The organism is Kribbella sp. NBC_00482, from assembly GCF_036013725.1.
GTDB lineage: Bacteria > Actinomycetota > Actinomycetes > Propionibacteriales > Kribbellaceae > Kribbella.
In genome coordinates this window covers 6,337,299-6,356,401 of sequence record NZ_CP107881.1, presented here as the reverse complement: position 1 = coordinate 6,356,401, position 19,103 = coordinate 6,337,299, and the positions used below count along the sequence as shown (strand labels likewise).

24 protein-coding genes are annotated in these 19,103 nt (G+C 67.8%); 10 read left to right on the top strand and 14 right to left on the bottom strand.

The window, feature by feature from the left end:
• The first annotated feature begins 35 nt into the window (after nucleotides 1-35).
• Nucleotides 36-905 carry a GNAT family N-acetyltransferase gene (locus tag OHB24_RS30850; RefSeq protein WP_327634374.1) on the top strand — a complete coding sequence of 290 codons (870 nt, stop codon included), beginning with the start codon at nucleotides 36-38 and terminating at the stop codon, nucleotides 903-905.
• Nucleotides 906-915: 10 nt separating this feature from the next.
• Here the strand turns inward: OHB24_RS30850 and OHB24_RS30845 are convergent, their stop codons facing one another.
• A complete protein-coding gene (locus OHB24_RS30845) occupies nucleotides 916-1,302 on the bottom strand; it encodes a hypothetical protein (protein ID WP_327634373.1) in 387 nt (128 codons plus the stop codon).
• 103 nt (nucleotides 1,303-1,405) lie between these two features.
• Complete coding sequence (locus OHB24_RS30840; protein ID WP_327634372.1) at nucleotides 1,406-1,876, bottom strand: hypothetical protein; 471 nt, start codon at nucleotides 1,874-1,876, stop codon at nucleotides 1,406-1,408.
• A gap of 58 nt (nucleotides 1,877-1,934) precedes the next feature.
• Between OHB24_RS30840 and def the strand changes: the two genes are divergently transcribed.
• From def to OHB24_RS30825, 3 genes are read left to right on the top strand one after another with little or no spacing between them, the layout of a single operon-like run.
• On the top strand, nucleotides 1,935-2,564 hold the full coding sequence (gene def / locus OHB24_RS30835; RefSeq protein WP_327634371.1) for a peptide deformylase: 630 nt from the start codon (nucleotides 1,935-1,937) through the stop codon (nucleotides 2,562-2,564).
• Between the two features lie 19 nt (nucleotides 2,565-2,583).
• The gene (locus tag OHB24_RS30830) at nucleotides 2,584-2,802 is read left to right on the top strand and encodes a hypothetical protein (RefSeq protein WP_327634370.1); all 219 of its coding nucleotides are present in this window, start codon (nucleotides 2,584-2,586) and stop codon (nucleotides 2,800-2,802) included.
• Nucleotides 2,733-3,083 carry a class I SAM-dependent methyltransferase gene (locus OHB24_RS30825; protein ID WP_327634369.1) on the top strand — a complete coding sequence of 117 codons (351 nt, stop codon included), beginning with the start codon at nucleotides 2,733-2,735 and terminating at the stop codon, nucleotides 3,081-3,083. Before OHB24_RS30830 ends, OHB24_RS30825 begins: the two co-directional genes overlap by 70 nt.
• Before the next feature lie 52 nt (nucleotides 3,084-3,135).
• On the opposite strand, the gene OHB24_RS30820 is transcribed toward OHB24_RS30825, so the two are convergent.
• Nucleotides 3,136-3,864 carry an SDR family oxidoreductase gene (locus tag OHB24_RS30820; RefSeq protein WP_327634368.1) on the bottom strand — a complete coding sequence of 243 codons (729 nt, stop codon included), beginning with the start codon at nucleotides 3,862-3,864 and terminating at the stop codon, nucleotides 3,136-3,138.
• Nucleotides 3,865-3,929: 65 nt separating this feature from the next.
• Here OHB24_RS30820 and OHB24_RS30815 point away from each other — a divergent pair, with 65 nt between their 5' ends.
• Complete coding sequence (locus OHB24_RS30815; RefSeq protein ID WP_327634367.1) at nucleotides 3,930-4,307, top strand: MerR family transcriptional regulator; 378 nt, start codon at nucleotides 3,930-3,932, stop codon at nucleotides 4,305-4,307.
• A 5-nt stretch (nucleotides 4,308-4,312) separates the two neighbouring features.
• Here OHB24_RS30815 and OHB24_RS30810 read toward each other — a convergent pair whose 3' ends face one another.
• Entirely contained in the window at nucleotides 4,313-4,663 is a 351-nt protein-coding gene (locus tag OHB24_RS30810) for a MerR family transcriptional regulator (protein ID WP_327634366.1), read from the bottom strand.
• A 74-nt stretch (nucleotides 4,664-4,737) separates the two neighbouring features.
• On the opposite strand from OHB24_RS30810, the gene OHB24_RS30805 reads away from it, so the two are divergent.
• On the top strand, nucleotides 4,738-5,058 hold the full coding sequence (locus tag OHB24_RS30805; protein WP_327634365.1) for a DMT family transporter: 321 nt from the start codon (nucleotides 4,738-4,740) through the stop codon (nucleotides 5,056-5,058).
• Nucleotides 5,059-5,062: 4 nt separating this feature from the next.
• Nucleotides 5,063-5,422, top strand: a complete 360-nt coding sequence (locus OHB24_RS30800) for a DMT family transporter (RefSeq protein ID WP_327634364.1) — start codon at nucleotides 5,063-5,065, stop codon at nucleotides 5,420-5,422.
• A gap of 128 nt (nucleotides 5,423-5,550) precedes the next feature.
• Here the strand turns inward: OHB24_RS30800 and OHB24_RS30795 are convergent, their stop codons facing one another.
• The 5 genes from OHB24_RS30795 to OHB24_RS30775 form a co-directional block, all read right to left on the bottom strand.
• Nucleotides 5,551-6,435: a carbohydrate ABC transporter permease gene (locus OHB24_RS30795; protein WP_327634363.1), complete on the bottom strand. Its 885-nt coding sequence runs from the start codon at nucleotides 6,433-6,435 to the stop codon at nucleotides 5,551-5,553.
• Nucleotides 6,435-7,394: a carbohydrate ABC transporter permease gene (locus tag OHB24_RS30790; protein ID WP_327634362.1), complete on the bottom strand. Its 960-nt coding sequence runs from the start codon at nucleotides 7,392-7,394 to the stop codon at nucleotides 6,435-6,437. The genes OHB24_RS30795 and OHB24_RS30790 overlap by 1 nt, the downstream gene beginning before the upstream one ends.
• Nucleotides 7,391-8,674, bottom strand: coding sequence for an ABC transporter substrate-binding protein (locus tag OHB24_RS30785; protein WP_327634361.1), 1,284 nt, complete (start codon nucleotides 8,672-8,674; stop codon nucleotides 7,391-7,393). Before OHB24_RS30785 ends, OHB24_RS30790 begins: the two co-directional genes overlap by 4 nt.
• A gap of 215 nt (nucleotides 8,675-8,889) precedes the next feature.
• On the bottom strand, nucleotides 8,890-11,025 hold the full coding sequence (locus OHB24_RS30780) for a 3-hydroxyacyl-CoA dehydrogenase NAD-binding domain-containing protein (protein ID WP_327634360.1): 2,136 nt from the start codon (nucleotides 11,023-11,025) through the stop codon (nucleotides 8,890-8,892).
• A gap of 5 nt (nucleotides 11,026-11,030) precedes the next feature.
• Nucleotides 11,031-12,251 (bottom strand): acetyl-CoA C-acetyltransferase, encoded by a 1,221-nt coding sequence (locus tag OHB24_RS30775; protein WP_327634359.1) that lies wholly within the window; start codon nucleotides 12,249-12,251, stop codon nucleotides 11,031-11,033.
• Nucleotides 12,252-12,432: 181 nt separating this feature from the next.
• On the opposite strand from OHB24_RS30775, the gene OHB24_RS30770 reads away from it, so the two are divergent.
• Nucleotides 12,433-13,167: a MerR family transcriptional regulator gene (locus tag OHB24_RS30770; RefSeq protein ID WP_327634358.1), complete on the top strand. Its 735-nt coding sequence runs from the start codon at nucleotides 12,433-12,435 to the stop codon at nucleotides 13,165-13,167.
• On the opposite strand, the gene OHB24_RS30765 is transcribed toward OHB24_RS30770, so the two are convergent.
• Genes OHB24_RS30765 through OHB24_RS30755 form a run of 3 tightly spaced genes read right to left on the bottom strand, consistent with a single transcriptional unit; the run spans nucleotide 13,164 to nucleotide 14,757 of the window.
• Nucleotides 13,164-13,424, bottom strand: coding sequence for a DUF6510 family protein (locus OHB24_RS30765; RefSeq protein ID WP_327634357.1), 261 nt, complete (start codon nucleotides 13,422-13,424; stop codon nucleotides 13,164-13,166). The genes OHB24_RS30770 and OHB24_RS30765 overlap by 4 nt on opposite strands.
• Complete coding sequence (locus OHB24_RS30760; RefSeq protein WP_327634356.1) at nucleotides 13,421-14,152, bottom strand: ferredoxin reductase; 732 nt, start codon at nucleotides 14,150-14,152, stop codon at nucleotides 13,421-13,423. The genes OHB24_RS30765 and OHB24_RS30760 overlap by 4 nt, the downstream gene beginning before the upstream one ends.
• 8 nt (nucleotides 14,153-14,160) lie before the next feature.
• A complete protein-coding gene (locus OHB24_RS30755) occupies nucleotides 14,161-14,757 on the bottom strand; it encodes a sulfite oxidase-like oxidoreductase (RefSeq protein WP_327634355.1) in 597 nt (198 codons plus the stop codon).
• A 401-nt stretch (nucleotides 14,758-15,158) separates the two neighbouring features.
• On the opposite strand from OHB24_RS30755, the gene OHB24_RS30750 reads away from it, so the two are divergent.
• A complete protein-coding gene (locus OHB24_RS30750) occupies nucleotides 15,159-15,875 on the top strand; it encodes a GAF and ANTAR domain-containing protein (protein ID WP_327634354.1) in 717 nt (238 codons plus the stop codon).
• Nucleotides 15,875-16,591 (top strand): GAF and ANTAR domain-containing protein, encoded by a 717-nt coding sequence (locus tag OHB24_RS30745; RefSeq protein ID WP_327634353.1) that lies wholly within the window; start codon nucleotides 15,875-15,877, stop codon nucleotides 16,589-16,591. Before OHB24_RS30750 ends, OHB24_RS30745 begins: the two co-directional genes overlap by 1 nt.
• Nucleotides 16,592-16,817: 226 nt before the next feature.
• Here OHB24_RS30745 and OHB24_RS30740 read toward each other — a convergent pair whose 3' ends face one another.
• Complete coding sequence (locus tag OHB24_RS30740; protein WP_327634352.1) at nucleotides 16,818-17,960, bottom strand: acyl-CoA dehydrogenase family protein; 1,143 nt, start codon at nucleotides 17,958-17,960, stop codon at nucleotides 16,818-16,820.
• Between the two features lie 15 nt (nucleotides 17,961-17,975).
• Nucleotides 17,976-19,097: a CaiB/BaiF CoA transferase family protein gene (locus OHB24_RS30735; protein WP_327634351.1), complete on the bottom strand. Its 1,122-nt coding sequence runs from the start codon at nucleotides 19,095-19,097 to the stop codon at nucleotides 17,976-17,978.
• Between the last annotated feature and the right edge of the window lie 6 nt (nucleotides 19,098-19,103).

Below are 19,103 nucleotides of genomic sequence, written 5' to 3'. Positions count from 1 at the left end.
ACGCCACCGCCTGACTTGATTTCGAGGAGCACCCCTTGAAGACAGCCCGACTCGATCTCGTGGCCCTCGATCTCGACCGGGATCTCGGCGCGCTGCACGCGATGTTCTCGGATGCGGAGTGGGCGCGGGGCGGATACATGACGCCGACCGCGTCCGTCGACGAGTCGCGGGAGCGGTTGGTGCAGGAGTTCGGGGACAACGGCGGGTGGACCTGGGTACTGCGGGTGCGGCCGGACGAGGACGCGGCGGGGGTGATCGGCGTGTTCTCGGATCAGGGCAGCTCGATCCGGGGCATGAGCTGGTACCTGAGACGGGAGCGCTGGGGCACGGGGCTGATGAGCGAGGCCGCGCGTGCCGTGACCGACCACCTCCTGCAGCAGCCGTCGATCACCGGGGTCGAGGCGTGGATCGACTCGCGCAACGTACGGTCGATCGGTGTCGCGCGGCACGCCGGTCTGGACCTCGTCGGCCGGTTGCCGCGTACGCAGTACGGCGAGATCGCGCAGTCGGTCGTGATGGGCCGCGCCGCTGGGCCGAGCGACCCCGTGACATTCGGGGCCTCCCCGGTCCTCGACGTGCACGACGTCGCTGGAACGGCGCGTCTCCTGTGCGAGCTGTTGGGACTCCACGTCCGCTTCCAGTTCGACGACTTCGTACATCTCGGGCTCACCGAGTGGAACGGTCAGAGCGGTCTCGAAGTACGGCGTGCGACGGGCGACATCTCCCCCGCCACGGTCACCGTCGATGTCGGCGTACTCGTCGATCCCCTGTACGACGCCGCGCTCGCCGCCGGCCTGGTCCAGTCGACGCCACCCGAGGACACACCATGGTCCCGCCGCACGTTCACCCTGGTCCTGTCCGAGGGGCACCGCGTGACGATCTCGGGGCCGCTCAGCGGAGCCTGAGCAGCTGCACTCAGCTTCGGAAGTCGTAGTTGTAGACCATGATCGCGCCGACGCCCAGGGCGACGAGGGCGAGGAGCATGCCGATCACTGCCGCAGGCTTCCCGCGGCGGTTGGCGGCGAGCGCCGCGATGGCCAGCGCGAGGGCCGGTAGGGCGAACGGGAAGGCCAGATACTGGCGGACCGGGAACCGGTCGATGAGGTTCGAGAACGGCAGGAACGGCGCAACCAATCCGGCGATGCCGAGCAACAGCGCGAGGACACTCGGCACGGCCGAGCCCATCGGCCGATGGACGCCGGACAGCACGGCGGCAACAGGCTGCTGCGCGTGCTCCGGCCAAAGGTGCTGCGGGTACTCGTGGCCTGCGGGTGGAGTCGGCTCAGTTGGGCGGTCGGTCATAGGAGCTCCACACTCGGGGTCCAGGCACGAACTGTGCCTGGTGCGGACAGCGTTTTCTCCGCTGACGCGGCGACTCCCGGGAAGGTTCCCCAGATCGGCGCGATTACTCCTCGTCCAGCGGGAAGGCGCGGATGATGACGGCGGTGGGGGTGCCGGAGCTTGGTTCGGTCGTGGTGAAGTCGCGGAGGACGCGGTGCAGGCGGGCGCGGAGTTCGGCGAGTTCGCCGTCCGCGAGGGTGACGACCTCACTGAACGCGAAGTCCTCGTCGTCGGACGTCTTCGCGGCCAGCCAGCTCGCGTACGCGGTGTCCTCGAGTTCGCGGTTGAGCGTCGACTGCTCGGTCCGCACCCGGCGCCACGGCTTCACCCGGCCCGCCGCGCCCGGCTCCGGCTCGATCACTCCGAGCGCCTCCAGCCGGCGCAGATGGAACGAGCACGAGCCGGTGCTCTCCCTCAGCTCGCGGGCGGCGATCGTTGAGGTCGTCGTACCGTCTCGGTCGATCAACGTCAGGAGCGCCTCCCGCAGCGGGTGCGCGCGGACGACGTCACGCCGGTTCGGCGCACTGCTCTCCATGGCGCGCATCCTATCCTGACCTTTGCAAAGTTTGCGCTTTGCAGAGTACGGTCTTTGTATGCCGACGTACATCCTGGGCCGCCCGAACCGTCGCCTGCCCGAGCTGACGGACGAGGTACGACGCGGCAAGCCGCTGCGCATCACGGAGTACGGCGAGGAAATCCTGCATCGCCCGTGCCGGCCGGTGACCGAGTACGGCGACGCGCGCTGGGGCGGGCTGATCGACGACATGTTCACGACGATGTGGATCGCCGAGGGCTGTGGGCTGGCGGCGAACCAGGTGGATGTCGACGCGCAGCTCTTCGTCTACGACCTCACCGACGAGTACGGCGACCGCCACGTCGGGCACGCGTTCAACCCGCGCGTCGAGACCACGCCTGCCCTGATCGGCACGCAGCTCGGCACCGAAGGCTGCCTGTCCGTACCCGGCGCCAACGCCCCACTGGACCGCCCTGCCCGCGCCACACTGCACGCGTACGACGTCGACGGCCGCCCGTTCACGCTCGAATCCACCGGCTACTTCGCCCGCTGCCTCATCCACGAAACCCAGCACCTCGGCGGCACGGTCTACGTCGACCACCTCTCCCCCACCCTGCGCGCCCAGACCCTGAGCCGATCGACCGACCAACGCCCGTCGGTCCTCGCCCGTCGCGCCAGCCGAGAGAATCAACTCGCCGCGGTTCGCTGAACGCGTTAACGTCCGTGCCGTGGAGGACCCGAAGCAGGTCGTACGACGCGGATACGACGTACTCTCACACCGCTACGACAACGCCACCAACGCCACCTCGAAGTACAAGTCCTGGACCGACGACGTGATCACCCGACTCGCCCCCGCCAGCCAGGTCCTCGACGTCGGATGCGGCAGCGGCGTACCCGTCGCTCATACGCTGAGCGCCGCGGGGTCGTCGTCTCGCTCTACGCGCTGATCCACCTGCCGCTGGACGAACAGCAGCAACTCCTCGCGCGGATCGCCACGTGGCTCCGACCCGGCGGGTGCTTCCTCTGTACGACGGGCCACACCGCCTGGACCGGCACCGACGACAACTGGCTGGACGGCGGCGCCCCCATGTGGTGGAGCCACACCGACACAGCGACGTACCGCAGCTGGATGTCCGACGCCGGTCTGGTCGTAGACACCGAATCCTTCGTCCCCGAAGGCTCAGGCGGCCACACGCTCTTCTGGACGCACCGGCTTTCCGGAACATAATTGCCACCAGCTGACGATTATGTTCCGGAAAGCTGGGTCTCGCGGCGGCGGCTCAGGCGGTTGTCAGCGCTGCCAGGGCGCGGTCCATCGCGGCGTTGAATTCTTCGGGCGACAGCGACAACCGCGATTTGATGTCTCTGCTCCACTGGTCGGCGAGGACCTCGGCGGAGCCCGCCTCGACCCCGTCGAGCGCAGCGTCCGCCAGGTCCGACGGCACGATCTTGTCCACGGGCCAGCCGGCCGCCATGTCGGTGTCTGCCAGGCCGAGGTGGACGCCCGTCACGATGGTGCCCTGCTCTGCGAGCTCCTGACGGACGCTGTTGGTCATGGCCCACGCGGCGCCCTTACTCAGGTGGTAGGCGTGGCCACCGCCGGTCCCGAACCACGACATCGCGGAGAGGACGTTCACGATCGCACCCCCGCCGTTCCTGGCGAGGGCCGGTGCGAACTCCCGGATCAGCCCCAGAGGGCCGAGCATGTTGGTCTCCAGCTCGAGCCGGATCGCGTCCAAGGAACCGGTCACGAGGTCGGTCCCCGTCTGGATGCCCGCGTTGTTGACCAGCAGCGAGACGTCGGGGGCCGCCGCGGCCGCTGCCCGCACGGACACGGGGTCGGTGACGTCGAGGGCCAGCACCTCCACGCCGGGCAGGTCCACGCTCTCGGGACGCCGAGCCGTGGCGTAGACCTTGCGTGCGCCCCGATCGAGGAGACGCTGGGCGAAGGCGCGACCCAAGCCGCGGTTGGCTCCGGTGACAAGGGCAACTGAGTTGTTGATGTCCATGTCCAGTACGCTAAAACCTGACGCTGACGTCAGGGGCAAGTTTCGGCCGTGTGAAGGGAGTCACCATGACCGGTATGGCGACGTCGGCCGAGCGGCTGGTCCGCATCGGCGAGGTGGCGCGGGGCGCCGGTGTCTCGGTGCGCGCCGTGCGCTACTACGAGCAGCAGGGCCTGCTCACAGCGGAACGCAGCCCGTCGGGCCAGCGCCTCTACCGGCAGGACGCCATCACCCTGGTGCGCTTCTTCCAGCAGATGTACGCCGCCGGCCTGACCAGCCAGAGGATCGCGGAACTCCTGCCCTGCTGGGACGCCGGACACACCGACGCCGAACAGCGAGCCATGCTGCGCGCCGAGCGCGACCGCATCCAGGCCAAGGTCGACGACCTGCAGGCCGCCCTGGACCGCCTCGACGAGGTCATCGGCATCACGGACACGCACCCGTAGGTCTCTTAGCGGGGCGCGGTGGTTTCTTGGCGTAGGGCTTGGAGTACGTCGAGTTCTCGGTCGATCTCGCGGCGCTTGGACTCGAGGCGCTGAACCTCCTGTGCGAGGAGCATCTCCAGTACGCCGGTGCGCTCTTCGAGGGGCGCGTCGAGGCACGGCAGCAGCTCGCCGATGACGGCACTGCCCAGGCCGGCCGCGAACAGGTGCTGGATCATCACAACCCGCTCGACCATCGACTTGTCGAAGTCCCGCCACCCGCCCGGGGTGCGGCTCGAGCGGATCAGGTCCTGCTCCTCGTAGTACCGCAATGAGCGTGTGCTCACGCCGGTCGCCTCGGCAAGCTCTCCGATCCGCATGAGTCAAGTGTTGCACCTGACACCAGTGTGAAGTTCCACCCTGAGGAGGTCGCACCGTCCCTGGAAGGAACCTCATGCACTGGCTCTACCTCGCGATCGCCGTCGTGTTCGAGATCGCCGTGGCGATCTCCGCCGGCAAGGCGCAAGGCTTCAAGCACCGCGGCTGGACCGCCGCGACCCTCGTCACCGGCGGCCTCGGCACGTACTTCCTGAGCCGCGCCCTCCTCACCTTCGACGTCGGCGTCGGGTACGCCCTGTGGACCTCACTCGCCGGAGTCGGCATCACCCTGCTCGGCGCACTCCTCTTCGGCCAGAAACTCACGTGGCACAAGGCGATCGGCATCGCCCTGGTCATCGGCGGCGTCGTCGGCCTCCAACTCACGAGCGGATCGTGATCGCATGAACACCGAGCCTCAGTCGTCCCGTACTGCGTGGCTCACCCTGCTGCTCGCCGGCGCCTTCGAGGTCGGCTACGCGCTCTCGGTGGGTGGCAGTCACGCCTTCACGGTCTGGCAGTGGTCCGTCGCCGCGGCGGTGTTCTTCCTGCTCACCCTCTGGGCGCTCAGCCAGGCCCTACGCACCATCGAGGTAAGCATCGGCTACGCCACCTGGGCAGGCCTAGGCTCCGCCGGCGCCGCCCTACTAGGCCCAGTCTTCTTCAACGAGTCCCTCACCCCCACCAAAACCCTCTGGCTAGCAGTCCCCATCACCGGCGTCATCTACCTAAAACTCGCCGACCGCCACCCCAACCCCACCTAACCGCTCCGCGGCGGCGCGCCGTCCGCTCTCTCGGCCGATGCACTCGGCGAGGTTCACGACGTCAGCGGGTTTCCGGAACATAACTGAGGTGGGGGCGGGGAGCCTGGTGGACTCCCCGCCGGTTTGGGTTAGTCCTTGATGCCGGACTGGGTTACGCCTTGGATCAGGTAGCGCTGGAGGAAGGCGAAGATCAGGACCAGCGGGAGGATCGACACCGCGACTGCCATGAACAACTCGTGGATGTTGATGGTTTGGGCTGTGATGAACGTCGACATCGCGACCTGGATGGTCCACGACGACGAGTCCTGGCCGATCACCAGCGGCCACAGGAACGAGTTCCAGTTGCCGATGAAGGTGATCGCCGCGAGTGCCGCGAAGAACGGCAGGGAGTTCGGTACGACGATCCGCCAGAACACCCCGAAGTACCCGGCGCCGTCGACCCGCGCCGCTTCCTCGAGCTCCTTCGGAAATCCGAGGAAATACTGCCGGAAAAGGAATGCCGCGAACCCGCTGAACAACGTCGGGATGATCAGGCCCCGCAGCGAGGACACCCACCCGAACGACGACACGACGATGAACGACGGGATGAACGTCACCGCTCCCGGGATCATCAACGTCGCGACGATCGCGTAGAAGATCTTGTCCGCGTGCCGATAGGGAATGCGCGCCAGCCCGTACCCGGCCATCGATGCCAGCAGCAACTGTCCCGCCGTACCCAGGATCGCGACCACAGCGGAGTTGTACAGCGCCCGCGCCATCGGCACCGTGGTGTCGTTGAACAGCTCACTGATGTTGCTCCACTGCAGATGCGACGGGAACAACGTCCACGAAGGCGCGGTGATGTCCGATTCGGTGGACAACGCGTTGCGCAGGATCAGGTAGAACGGGATCAGGAACAGCACGACCGCGATCAACAGCGCGATCCAGCGCAGCACCAGCGCGACCCGGCCCCACGTGCTCCGGCTGAACCCGATCGGCTGCGGAGTTCCCGTCGTACGTTCGGAGACCGCCATCAGTCGCCCGCCTTTCCGAAGCCGAAGAGCCGGCTCTGCAGCAGCGTCACGATCATGATGATGACCGCGAGGATCAGCGCGCCGGCCGATCCGTGCCCCAGGTCCTGGATCGAGCCGAGCGAGATGCTGTACAGGTAGACCAGCGGCGGTCGCGCGTAGTTGACGTTGCCGACCAGGTTGTAGAACTCGTCGAACGCCTGGTACGCCGCGATCAGGTTCAGGATCAGTACGGCGACCGACGTCGCCCGCAACTGCGGCAACGTGATGTACCGGAAGACCTGCCACCCGGGCTTCGCCCCGTCGACGTACGCCGCCTCGTACAGCGTCGGCGAGATCCGCTGCAGCCCCGCGATGAACAGGATCATGTAGAACCCGAGCTGCAGCCACAGCCGCACCGTCACCAGCGGGATCCAGTACCACGGCGGATCCACGGTCGACAGCCAGGCGATGTTCTCGACCCCGAACCAGCCGAGCACGGTGTTCGCGAGCCCGAACCGGACGCCGTTGAAGATCGACAGTTTCCAGATCAGCGACGCGACGACGTACGAGCACGCGGTCGGAAGGAAGAACACCGACCGGAAGAACGCCCGCGCGATCTTCACCTGGTTGACCAGCAACGCCAGCGCGAGCGCGAGCACGAACGTCAGCGGCACGATGAACACCGCGAAGATCGTGAACGTGCCCAGGCTGGACAGGAAGTTGTGGTCGGTGAGCATGTCGACGTAGTTGCGCAGCCCGACGAACTTCGTCGGTGTCGCGGTGTTGTACGCCTCGAAGAAGCTGAGGACCAGGCTCCAGATGATCGGCAGGTACGAGAAGATCAGCAGCCCGACCACGAACGGCCCGACGAAGATCCAGAACCACAGTGCGTTCCCGGAGATCCCCTTGTGACGACGCCGCGTTCCCTGCCGCTCACCAGTGGCGGCAGGATCCGCGGACGTCTTGGCCGGAGCGCTCATCCGAACAACCGCGTCAGCTCGCCGTTGACGGTCTTCTCGGCCTTGGTGATCTCGGCAGCTGGGTCAGCTCCCTTCTTGATGACGTTGGTGAGCAGGTCGGTGAACGCCGTACCCATCTTCGGCGTCCAGGCCGGGTTGTCGGTGTAGCCGTAGTCCTGGGTCAGCTTGACCGTGTCGGCCGCGACACCGCTCTGCAGCTTGGCTGCCTTGGCCGCGAGGCTCTTGCGCGGCGGGATGTGGAAGCCGTAGTTCAGAGACCAGTCCTCCTGGTACTCCTCCTTGTCGATCCACAGCCACTTCACGAACTTCTTCGCCGCGTCGACGTTCGGGCTCTTCGCGGAGACGAACTGCGTCCAGCCGCCGGAGTACACGGCCGGCTTGGCCTGCGCGTCGAGCTTCGGGAACGGGATGACGCCGATGTCGTCGCCCAGCGCCTTCTGCATGCCCGGCACCGCCCACATGCCGATGAACTGCATCGCCACCAGGCCCTGGTTGATCGCGGTCGGGTCCCACCAGTCCGTGGGAGCACCGAGCAGCACGCTCTTGCTGGCGTACAGCTCGTGCAGTTTGCCGAAGGCCTGGGCGGCGCGATCACCGGTGAAGCCGGGCTTGTTGTCCTTGGTCAGGAACTCCCCGCCGGACGAATACAGCGCCGGCCCGCCCATGACGTTGCCGCCGTCGTTGCCGACGAAGATGCCCTTCACCTTGTTCGTGGTGAGTTCCTTGGCCGCGGAGATCAGGTCGTCGATCGTCTCCGGCGGCTTGATCCCGGCCTTGTCCAGCAGACTCTTCTTGTAGTAGATGACCTGCGGGTCGATGATCATCCGGATCCCGTAGATCTTGCCGTCCAGGGTGTTCGTGGCCAGGTCGCCCGGCTGGAAGTCGTCCTTGACGTCGGCCATGATGTCGTCCAGCGCCACGACCTGGTTGCTCTTCACCATGCTGATGTTGAAGTGGCCCTCGAAGACGTCCGGGCCCTTGCTGGAGAGCAGACCGGACGCGAGCTTGGCGTCGTAGTCACCCGGCGTCCACTGCACTGCGACGTTCGCGTCGGGGTACGCCTTGGCGTACTTCAGCGCCGCCTGCTGGGTCCCGGTCTCGCCGTACTGGTGGTACCACTGCGACAGGTTCGGCTTCGAGCCGCCACTTCCCCCGCCGGACGACGGTCTGCCGGTATTACCACCACAGGCCGCGGTGAATGCGGCCAGGGCGGCCAGGCCACCGGTCCGCTTGAGCAGGTCGCGCCGGGAGAGTCCGGCGTTCGGAACATGAGCAGGCATGAATTCCACCTTCCCGAGAGGGAACGTCGCAGGGGACGCACGGTTCCGAGGTACTTAACGGTGTTAAGCATCTCCGAGTTCTGGCACACGGTACTGCAGGTCAATCGTTGTAGAAGTGGCAGCACAATGGCTCAAAAGCGCGCCCGGCGCAAGACCGGGCGCGCTGTTATTTGTTCGAATGTGTGGAGTTTGCTTGAGTTGGTACCAGCCCGTGATCAGCCGAAGATCTCGCCCGCCGCTGCCTTCCGGATCAGCAGTGCGGGCGGCTCGAAGCGCGCGCCGTACGTCGCTGCCAGTTCGCGCGCCCGGTCGGCGAATGCGGGCAGTCCATAGGCGTTCACGTACTGCAGCGCGCCGCCGTGCAGCGGCGGGAATCCGATCCCGAAGATCGACCCGATGTTGGCGTCCGGCACCGAGCGCAACACGCGCTCGTCCAGGCACTTCACCGTCTCGAGCGCCATCGCGAACAGCATCCGGTCCTGCAGATCAACCAACGGTACGTCGCCGTGCTGAGCGAAGTGCTCCCGCAACCCGGGCCACAACTGCTTCGGGCCGTCTGCCGGGTAGTCGTAGAACCCCGCACCGGCAGCCTTGCCGCGCCGGTCGAACTCGTTGACGAGCCGGTCGGCAACCGCCATCCCAGGATGGTCGTCGAACGCGCCCGCGCTGTCGCCCGCCGCCCGCGCGGCGTCCCGGATCTTCTGCGGCAGCGTCAGCGTCACCTCGTCCAGCATCGCCAGCGGCGGCGCCGGGAACCCGGCCTGGGTCGCGGCGCGCTCGATCATCACCGGGTCGACACCCTCGGCAACCATCGCGGCGCCCTCCATGACGAGCGTGCCGAACACCCGCGACGTGAAGAACCCGCGGCTGTCGTTGACCACGATCGGCGTCTTCTTGATCTGCCGTACGACGTCGTACGCCTGCGCGATCGCCCGGTCCGAGGTCTTCTCCCCCACGATCAGCTCGACCAGCGGCATCCGGTCGACCGGCGAGAAGAAGTGCATGCCGACGAAGTCGTCCGGCCGGTCGATGCCGTCGGCGAGCGCGGTGATCGGCAGCGTGGAGGTGTTCGAGCAGAGCAGCGCGTCGGGCTCGACCACGTCGGCGACCTCCGCGAACACCTTCTGCTTGAGTCCACCGTCCTCGAAGACGGCCTCGATCACCAGGTCGCACCCGGCCAGGTCGTTCGGGTCCCCGGTCGGCGTGATCCGGCTCAGGAACGCCTCCACATCGGCAGCCGTCGCCCGGCCCTTCGCGACCTGCTTCGCGAGCAGCTTCTCGGAGTACTCCTTGCCGCGCGCAGCCGCCTCCAAAGACACGTCCTTGAGCACCACGGAGATGCCGGCCTTCGCACACACGTAGGCGATCCCGGCGCCCATCATTCCCGCCCCGAGCACACCGACCTTGCGTGCGGAGTACTTCGGTACGCCGGCAGGCCGCGACCCACCCGCGTTGATCGACTGCAGGTCGAAGAAGAACGCCTGGATCATGTTCTTCGCGATCTGGCCGGTCGCCAGCGACACGAAGTACCGCGACTCGATCCGCGAGGCGGTCTCGAAGTCGACCTGGCTGCCCTCGACCGCGGCGCTCATGATCGCCCGCGGCGCCGGGTACGGCGCGCCCTTGAGCTGCTTGCGCAGGTTCGCCGGGAACGCGGGCAGGAACGCGGCCAGCTTCGGCGAGGACGGCGTACCGCCGGGGATCTTGTACCCGTCGCGATCCCAGGGCTGCTTCGCGTCGCCGTCGTACGTCGAGATCCACCGGCGGGCCGCGTCCAGCAGGTCATCGGCCGGCACGACCTCGTCGACGATCCCGACCGACAATGCGTGCGCAGGCTTCATCCGCTGGCCCTGCAGCAGCACCTTCATCAGTGCGTCCTGCAGTCCGAGCATCCGGACCGTGCGGGTCACTCCCCCGCCGCCGGGCAGCAGGCCGAGCGTCACCTCGGGTACGCCGAGTTCGACCCGGTTGTCGTCGGCAACGATCCGGTGGTGGCAGGCGAGCGCGATCTCCAGCCCGCCGCCGAGCGCGGATCCGTTGATCGCGGCAACGACCGGCACGCCCAACGTCTCCAGGACCCGCAGCTGCCGCTTGACTTCCTCGACCGTCTCGAACACCTGCGCAGCGTCCGACGGCTGGATCTGCGACAGCTGCTGCAAGTTGCCGCCGGCAAAGAATGTCGCCTTCGCGGACGTCACGATCACGCCCTTGATCAGGGCCTTCTCGGCGACCAGGCGCTCGACGGTCCGTCCCATCGCCTCGACGTACGCGTCGTTCATCGTGTTGGCGGACGCGGACGGGTCGTTCAGCGTCAGAGTGATGACGCCGGCGTCGTTCTTCCACTCGATCATGCTGTTCACGCTGCGAGCCTCTCGATGATCGTCGCGACGCCCATGCCGCCGCCGACGCACAGGGTGGCCAGTCCGTAGCGGAGCTCGCGTCGCTCCAGCTCGTCCAGCAGGGTTCCGATCAGCATCGCGCCGGTGGCGCCGAGCGGGTGGCCGAGTGCGATCGCGCCGCCGTTCACGTTCACCTTCTCGTGCGGTACGCCGAGATCCTTCATGAAGTGCATGACCGCGGCCGCGAACGCCTCGTTCATCTCGAACAGGTCGATGTCGCCGGCTTCCAGACCCGCGCGAGCCAAAGCCTTCCGGGCGGCCGGCGCCGGGCCGGTCAGCATGATGGTCGGATCGGCACCACTGACACCAACAGCGACCACCCGGCCGCGGGGCGCCTGACCGAGCGCCTCGCCGGCCTTCTCGTTGCCGACAGCAACCAGGGCCGCGCCGTCGACGATGCCCGACGAGTTGCCCGCGTGGTGCACGTGCGAGATCCGCTCGACGGTCAGGTACTTCTCCAGCGCGACCGAGTCGAACCCGCCGTGCTCGCCGATCGCCGCGAACGACAACGGCAGCCCGGCCAGCGTGTCGACCGACGTACCGGGACGGACGAGCTGGTCGTGGTCCAGGATCCGCAGACCGTTCCGATCCACGACCGGTACGACGGAACGCGCGAAGTACCCGTTGGCCCACGCCTTCGCGGCCCGGGCGTGCGACTCGGCGGCGTAGGCGTCGACGTCGGTGCGGGAGAAGCCGTCGAGCGTCGCGATCAGGTCCGCGCTGATGCCCTGCGGGATGAAGCCGGTGTCGAGCGCGGTCTCCGGGTCCATCGCCCAGGCGCCGCCGTCGGAGCCCATCTTCACGCGGGACATCGACTCGACGCCGCCGGCCAGGATGAAGTCCTCCCACCCGGACCGCACCCGCTGCGCCGCCTGGTTGACGGCCTCGAGACCCGAGGCGCAGAAGCGATTCAGCTGCACGCCACCAGTCGTCTCGGGATAGCCGGCCATCAGTACGGCGGTCCGCGCGATGTCCATGCCCTGGTCGCCGATCGGCGTCACGACCCCGAGCACCACGTCGTCGATAACGGCCGGATCCAGATCGGGATGCCGGGTGCGCAGCTCCTGCAGCAGTCCGGTGATCAGCTGGATCGGCTTGACCTCGTGCAGCGCTCCGGTCGGCTTGCCCTTGCCGCGCGGTGTCCGAATCGCGTCGTACAGAAAGGCTTCGCTGGTCATGGGGCCTCCCGGCCTGGACTGAGGAGTGGAGGGAGCGAAGCGACCGGAACGACGAGGGAAGGCCGGGAGTCACAGCCCCATGACCCGCCGCGCCGGAGGCGTGGCATTGGCACAGTCATGCAGCCGATTGTGACAGTAATGCTGTCATGGTGGTCAAGTGGGGGCCGTTATGATCTCCGCCATGTCGGAGCTCGCGGGGGACGACGCGACGTTGACGGTGGATGAGCTGTCGACGCGGGTCGGGATGACGGTGCGTACGTTGCGGTTCTATGCGGGGCGAGGGCTGATTCCGCCACCGATCCGGCGCGGGCGGGTCGGGTACTACGGCCCGGAGCACATCGCGCGGCTCGATCTGGTGCGTGAGCTGCAGGCGCACGGGTTCACGCTGCAGGCGATCGAGGGGTACCTGGAGCGGATCCCCACCAACGCGACACCGCAGGACATCGCGCTGCACCGGACGCTGCTGACGCCGTGGATGCGCGATCTCCCCGAAACGCTTGATCGAGCGGCACTGGTACGGCGTACCGGTCGTGAGCTGACTGACGACGACATCGAGATGCTCGTCGCGCTCGGGGTGGTCGAGCCGACGCCGGACGAGGACGTGTTCCAGGTCGCGACCGCGCATCTGAGTCTCGGCGTCGAGCTGCTCGACCTGGATCTCCCGGTCGAGGCAGTGCTGGACGCCGGCCGGATCTTCACCGAGCACGGCCGCGCGATCGCGGAAGAACTCACCGAGGTCTTCCGCACCAAGGTCTGGCCCCACTACCGAGACTCCGGCGGCCCACCCGAGCACATCCAGCAACTAGTAGAACGCTTCAAGCCAGTCACCATCCAAGGCCTCGTCCTCGCCTACGAACGAGCCGTAGGCGAAACCCAACGCGACACAATCCGCCGCACCCAGAACAAGCCTCGCTAGGAGTTGGGGACGCGGAGGTAGGTGAGGCCTCGGAGGTCCAGGTAGGTGTCGTTGGGGGTGGTTACTACGCGGAGGAGGACTGTGTCGCAGCCGGCGCAGCGGGCGACGGTGCCGGGGGCGTCGACGTACACGCGGGACTCGGCGAAGACGGTGGTGTGGCCGCAGCCGTTGCATTGGGCGATGGCTGCCGTCAGGTCGACTGCGAACAACTCGCTCAAGGCTCCTGCGGCCGCGTTGCCGTCCAAGTAGTTGCTCATCGAGGTCCTCCTGTCGGGCCGAAACGTTCAGTTCTGACGCGGGCCGGGTCGTGGCCGGCCGCGACCAGCAGGTTCGCCACCGTCTCCACGAACGGCGTCGGGCCGCACACGTACGTCGTCGCACCGTCCTCGGGCTTGAGCGCGTACTGCTCGATCAGGTCCGCGTCGATCCGTCCGACCCGAGGCTCCCCGGCCGGCGCCTCCCGCGTGTACACGAGCCGTACGTCGACAGCGTCCGACGCGGCCAGCTCCTTCAGGTCGCTCACATAGATCACCGACTCCGGCCGCCGCACGGAGTACAGCAACCGCACCGGCGTCGTACCAGCGACCGCATGAGCCCGCAGCATCGCCCGCAACGGCACGACACCCGATCCCCCGCCGATCAGCTGCACCGGCCCTTCCTGCTCCGGCTTCCACACGAACCACCCGCCGACCGGTCCCCGGATCTCCAACGGATCCCCGACCTTCAGCACCTCGACGAGGTACGGCGACACCTCACCGCCAGGCACCTGCTCCACGGTCAACTCGATCGTGGAGCTGTGCGAATTGGCCCAGGCCGACGCGATCGAGTAAGACCGCGACGCCCGGTACCCGTCCTCAGCGGTCAGCCGTACGTCGAGATGCTGCCCCGCGAGATGCCCCGGCCAGTCCGGTACGTCGAGCACGATCGTGCGAGCCGTCTCGGTCTCCTGCCGTACGTCGGCCACCGTGGCGACCTGCCAAGACATGCGCGCGGTCAGTCGCCGGCGTATCGCTGTTCTTTCCATGGGTCTCCGTACTCGTGATAGCCGGCGGTCTCCCAGAAGCCGAGGTCCTCGCTGTCGGACAGCACCAGGCCTCGGACCCACTTGGCGCTCTTCCAGAAGTACAGGTGCGGAACGAGCAGTCGCGCGGGTCCGCCGTGCTCGGCATGCAGCGGCTCACCGTCGTACTCGTAGGCGATCCAGGACTGCCCGTCGAGCAGGTCGTCGAGCGGCAGGTTCGTGGTGTAGCCGCCGTAGCTGTGCGCCATCGCGAAGTCCGCGCCGGTCTCGACGTCCGCGAGCAGCGTGTCGAGCGAGACGCCTTTCCAGGTCGTCTGCAGTTTGGACCACCGCGTCACACAGTGGATGTCCTTGGTGATCTCCTCGGCCGGCAACGCCGTCAGGGCCGCCCAGTCCCACTTGTACTTCTCGCCGGTCTCCGTCGTGACCGTGAACTCCCAGTGATCGGTCAGGATCTGCGGCGTCGGTCCCGCCGACAGCACCGGAAACTCGTGCGTCAGGTACTGCCCCGGCGGCAGATCCGCCCCACTCCCACGCCGGCCCGTGAATCCTGGCGACACGATCCCCATGACGACCTCCCTCGACTCCTGCACGCAGTCAATCACGGCGACTTGCCCGCCGGGAGAGCCGCGGGGCCGAACCCGGACTAGAATGAATGGCCACAGCGTCGGCCCCGGACCACGGTTCGCGCATCGCGGTATGTCCGGGGAGGGACGGCGGAATGAGCATCGCGGTATCGGGTACCGGTCGTTCCTAGGCGGCTGGACCGGCGGATCTGGGGACCGGGCATGGCGTGGCCGCGAAGAGACTTGGTGACGCGCGCGCTATGAACAACATTTCGACGATCCGGCCGCTAGGGTGGGCCATCCGCCCGACGGCGGTTCGAGTGTGGACGGATTGGGTGGATCACGACCGCAGCGCGAGGGTGTGGGGGGCGATCAGAGCCGTTTCCAACGGCGGGGCGCCTTCGTTGGCGGACGCCGTGTCGGCCTGCGCCCAGGCGCTCTCCGCGGCAGGCGCCGGGCTCGCGATGAGCCTCGACAACGGACTCCTGGAGCCGGTGCTGGCCACCGCCCCGGAGATCGGTGAACTGGAGGACCTTCAGTTCGAGCTGGGTGAAGGTCCGAGCGGTGAGGCTGTCGCCAGCAGCGCGCCGGTGCTCGAGCCGGACCTGCACGGGTCGTCGGCCGGTCGGCGATGGCCCGCGTTCGCCGCGGCCGGGGCCGGTCGGGGCGTGCACGGCGTCTTCGCGTTCCCGGTCGCCGCCGGAGCCGCGAGAGTCGGCGTGCTGACCGTTTACCGGCGGGAGCCGGGGCCGCTGCAGCGAGAGCAACTGGAGGAGGCGTTGGTGTTCGCGGATGCCCTCTTCGTGCTCGCCCTCGACGGCCGCCAAGGCGTCAGCGTGGACCTGGACGAGGTGATCGAGGCCGCGTTCACCGCTCGCCGGGCCGAGGTGCACCAGGCCGCGGGCAGACTGGCCTCGCAGCAGCGCATCAGTGTCACCGACGCGCTGGCCCGGCTGCGCGCCCACGCCTACAGCAGTGGACTTTCATTGCACAAGATCGCCATCGACGTGATGTCCGACCGTCTGCACCTGGACGGTGACCTCGCGGGCGGCAGCGACCCACCGCGCAAACCAGGCCCAACAGACCCCGAACAAGCCGAGAAAGAACAGGAGGAGGAGTGATGATTGCATCCGACCGTCGAGTGCGCGAGGTGTTCATCGAACTGTCGGACACACTCGTCGACGATTTCGACATCATCGAGTTCTTGGACCGGCTCGCCGCCCACTGCAGCGAACTGCTGGGGGTGTCGGCCTGCGGCATTCTGCTCGCCGATCATCACGGCGCGCTGAACCTGGTCGCAGCCTCCACCGAACAGGCACGGCTGGTCGAGCTGACCCAGCTGCAGAACCTCGAGGGCCCGTGCTTCGACGCGTTCAGCTCCGGCCGCCCGGTGCAGCACCCGGACCTGCGGAGCGCGCGCGGGCATTGGCCCCGCTTCACCGCCGCCGCTGTCACCGAGGGCTACCTGTCGGTTCAGGCGCTGCCGATGCGCTTGCGCAACACCGTCCTCGGGGCAGTGAATCTGTTCAGCAAGACCACCGGGGAACTGGATGCCGACACGATCACCCTGGGGCAGGCGCTGGCCGACGCGGCCACGATCGGCATCGTGCACCAACGCGCGCTGGCCCGCCAGGAGATCGTCACCGAGCAGCTCCAGACCGCTCTGAACAGCCGGATCCTGATCGAGCAGGCGAAGGGATTCCTCAGCCACAGCCTGGACATCGCTGTCGACGAGGCGTTCGACATCCTGCGTTCCTACGCCCGGGCCAACAACCGCCGCCTGACCGAGGTCGCCGAGGACGTCGTCCAGGCTCGTCTGACCCTGACCCGGGAGTAGGGCGCCGACCTGTGGTGCTCCCCCGCGCGGAGGGTTTAGGCTGATTGAGCCTGTTCGGGCAGCCCAAGACCCCGGCGCCAGGTGTGTCGCGCCGCTGGGAGGGGTTGGGCACGACTCACGGTGAACGCCAGCACAGGATGATCGCACCCCCTGTCTGGCGATTCAGGCGCAGGACCCGTCGCGACGGCGTCGCCCGCGTGCGCACCGAGCGACGGTTCCCCTGCGTCTAGACGCCCATCGTGCGGCCGATGATTTCCTTCATGATTTCGGTGGTGCCGCCGTAGATGGTCTGGATGCGGGTGTCCAGGTAGGCCTTGGCGATCGGGTACTCGGTCATGAAGCCGTAGCCGCCGTGCAGCTGCAGGCACCGGTCGACGACCTTCTTCTGCAGCTCGGTGGTCCACCACTTGGCCATCGCGGCCTCGGCCACGGTCAGCGTGCCGGCGTTGAGTTCCTGGATGCAGCGATCGACGAACACCCGGGCGATCTGGGTCTCGGTGGCGAGCTCCGCGAGGACGAAACGACTGTTCTGGAACGATCCGATCGGACGGCCGAACGCCTTGCGGTCCTTCACGTACCGCAGCGTGTCCTCGAGGATGCTCTCGCAGGCGGCGGCCGCGACCACCGCGATCGTCAACCGCTCCTGGGGCAGCTTCTCCATCAGGTAGACGAAGCCCTTGCCCTCTTCGCCAAGCAGGTTGTCGACGGCGACCCGGACGTCGTCGAAGAACATTTCCGCGGTGTCCTGCGCCTTGAGGCCGATCTTGTCCAGGTTCCGCCCGCGCTCGAACCCGGGCATCCCGCGCTCGACGACGATCAGCGAGATCCCCTGCGCGCCGGCCTCCGGGTCGGTCTTCGCGACGACGATCACCAGGTCGGCGAGAATCCCGTTGGAAATGAACGTTTTCTGCCCGTTCAGCACGTAGTGGTCGCCGTCGCGCCGTGCGGTGGTCTGGATGCCCTGAAGGTCGCTGCCGGCCCCTGGCTCGGTCATCGCGATCGCGGTGATCGTCTCCCCCGAACAGAAGGCCGGCAGCCAGCGCGCCTTCTGCTCGTCGGTCGCGTAGTCCAGCAGGTACGCCGAGTTGATGTCGGTGTGGATGGTGAAGCCGACTCCGCTCGCGCGGACCCGGGTCAGTTCCTCGATCAGCACGGTGTTGAACCGGAAGTCACGCACGCCGCCACCGCCGTACTGGTCGGGCATCATGAAGCCGAGCAGGCCTGCCGCACCGGCCGCGGTCCAGAGCTCGCGCGGGACGATCCCGGCGTCCTCCCAGCTGTCGTGATGCGGGACGATCTCCTTGTCGCAGAACGACCGGACGGTCTCCCGGAAGGCGTCGTGATCGGCGTCGAACAGCTGACGTTCCACGGGCGGGTTCCTCTCTCAGTTCTGCACGGCTGCGCGGGACTCCAGCAGTTGGTCGATGTCGGTGATTCCCCAGTCGGCCAAGGCTTCCCGGGTGTGCTCCCCCGGCCGCGCGGGCGGCCGGTCCAGGCTGGTCGGCGTACGGTCGAAGCGCGGCGCGGGGGCCGCCTGCCGGACGCCGTGGTGCTCCACAAAGGTGCCTCGGGCAACAAGATGCGGGTGGTCGCCGGCGAGTGGCAACACTGGTGCGACGCACGCGTCCGAGCCGTCGAACAGCTCCGTCCACTCCGCCTGGGTCCGCTGCCGGAACGTCTCGGTCAGCACCTTCCGCAACTCCGGCCACTGCGAAGGATCGTTGCGGTCCGGCGCGTCCAGACCGAGTTTGTCGATCAGCTCGGCGTAGAACTGCGGTTCGAGCGCCCCGACCGCAACGTGCTTCCCGTCGGCGGTCTCGTACACGTCGTAGAACGGCGCGCCGGTGTCGAGCAGGTTCGTCCCGCGTTCCTGCCGCCACGATCCGGCGGCGAGTGCACCGAGCAGCATCGTGGTCAGGTGCGCCGAGCCGTCCACGATCGCCGCGTCCACGACCTGTCCGCGCCCGCTGCGCTGCGCCTCGTTCAGTGCCGCGAGTACGCCGATCACGAGGTACAGCGATCCGCCTGCGAAGTCACCGAGCAGGTTCGCGGGCACCTGCGGCGGACCGTCGGCCCGCCCGATCAGATGCAGCGCGCCGGACAGCGCGAGGTAGTCGATGTCGTGTCCCGCGGTCTGCGCGAGCGGACCGTCCTGCCCCCACCCGGTCATCCGCCCGTACACGAGCCGCGGATTGGTCTCGTGACAGTCCGCCGGCCCGAGCCCGAGCCGCTCGGCCACCCCGGGCCGGAACCCTTCGACCAGTACGTCGGCCTGCGTGACCAGCCGCCGTACGACGTCGACCGCGGCCGGCTGCTTGAGGTCCAGGGCCGCACTGCGACGGCCGCGGTTGACCAGATCCAGCTCCGGCGGGCCCAGCGACACCCCGCCGCCGGGGCGCTCGACCCGCAGCACGTCGGCGCCGAGCTCCGCCAGCATCATGCAGGCGAACGGCGCCGGACCGAGGCCGGCCAGCTCGACCACCTTCACGCCCTCGAGTGGACCCATGGGCGC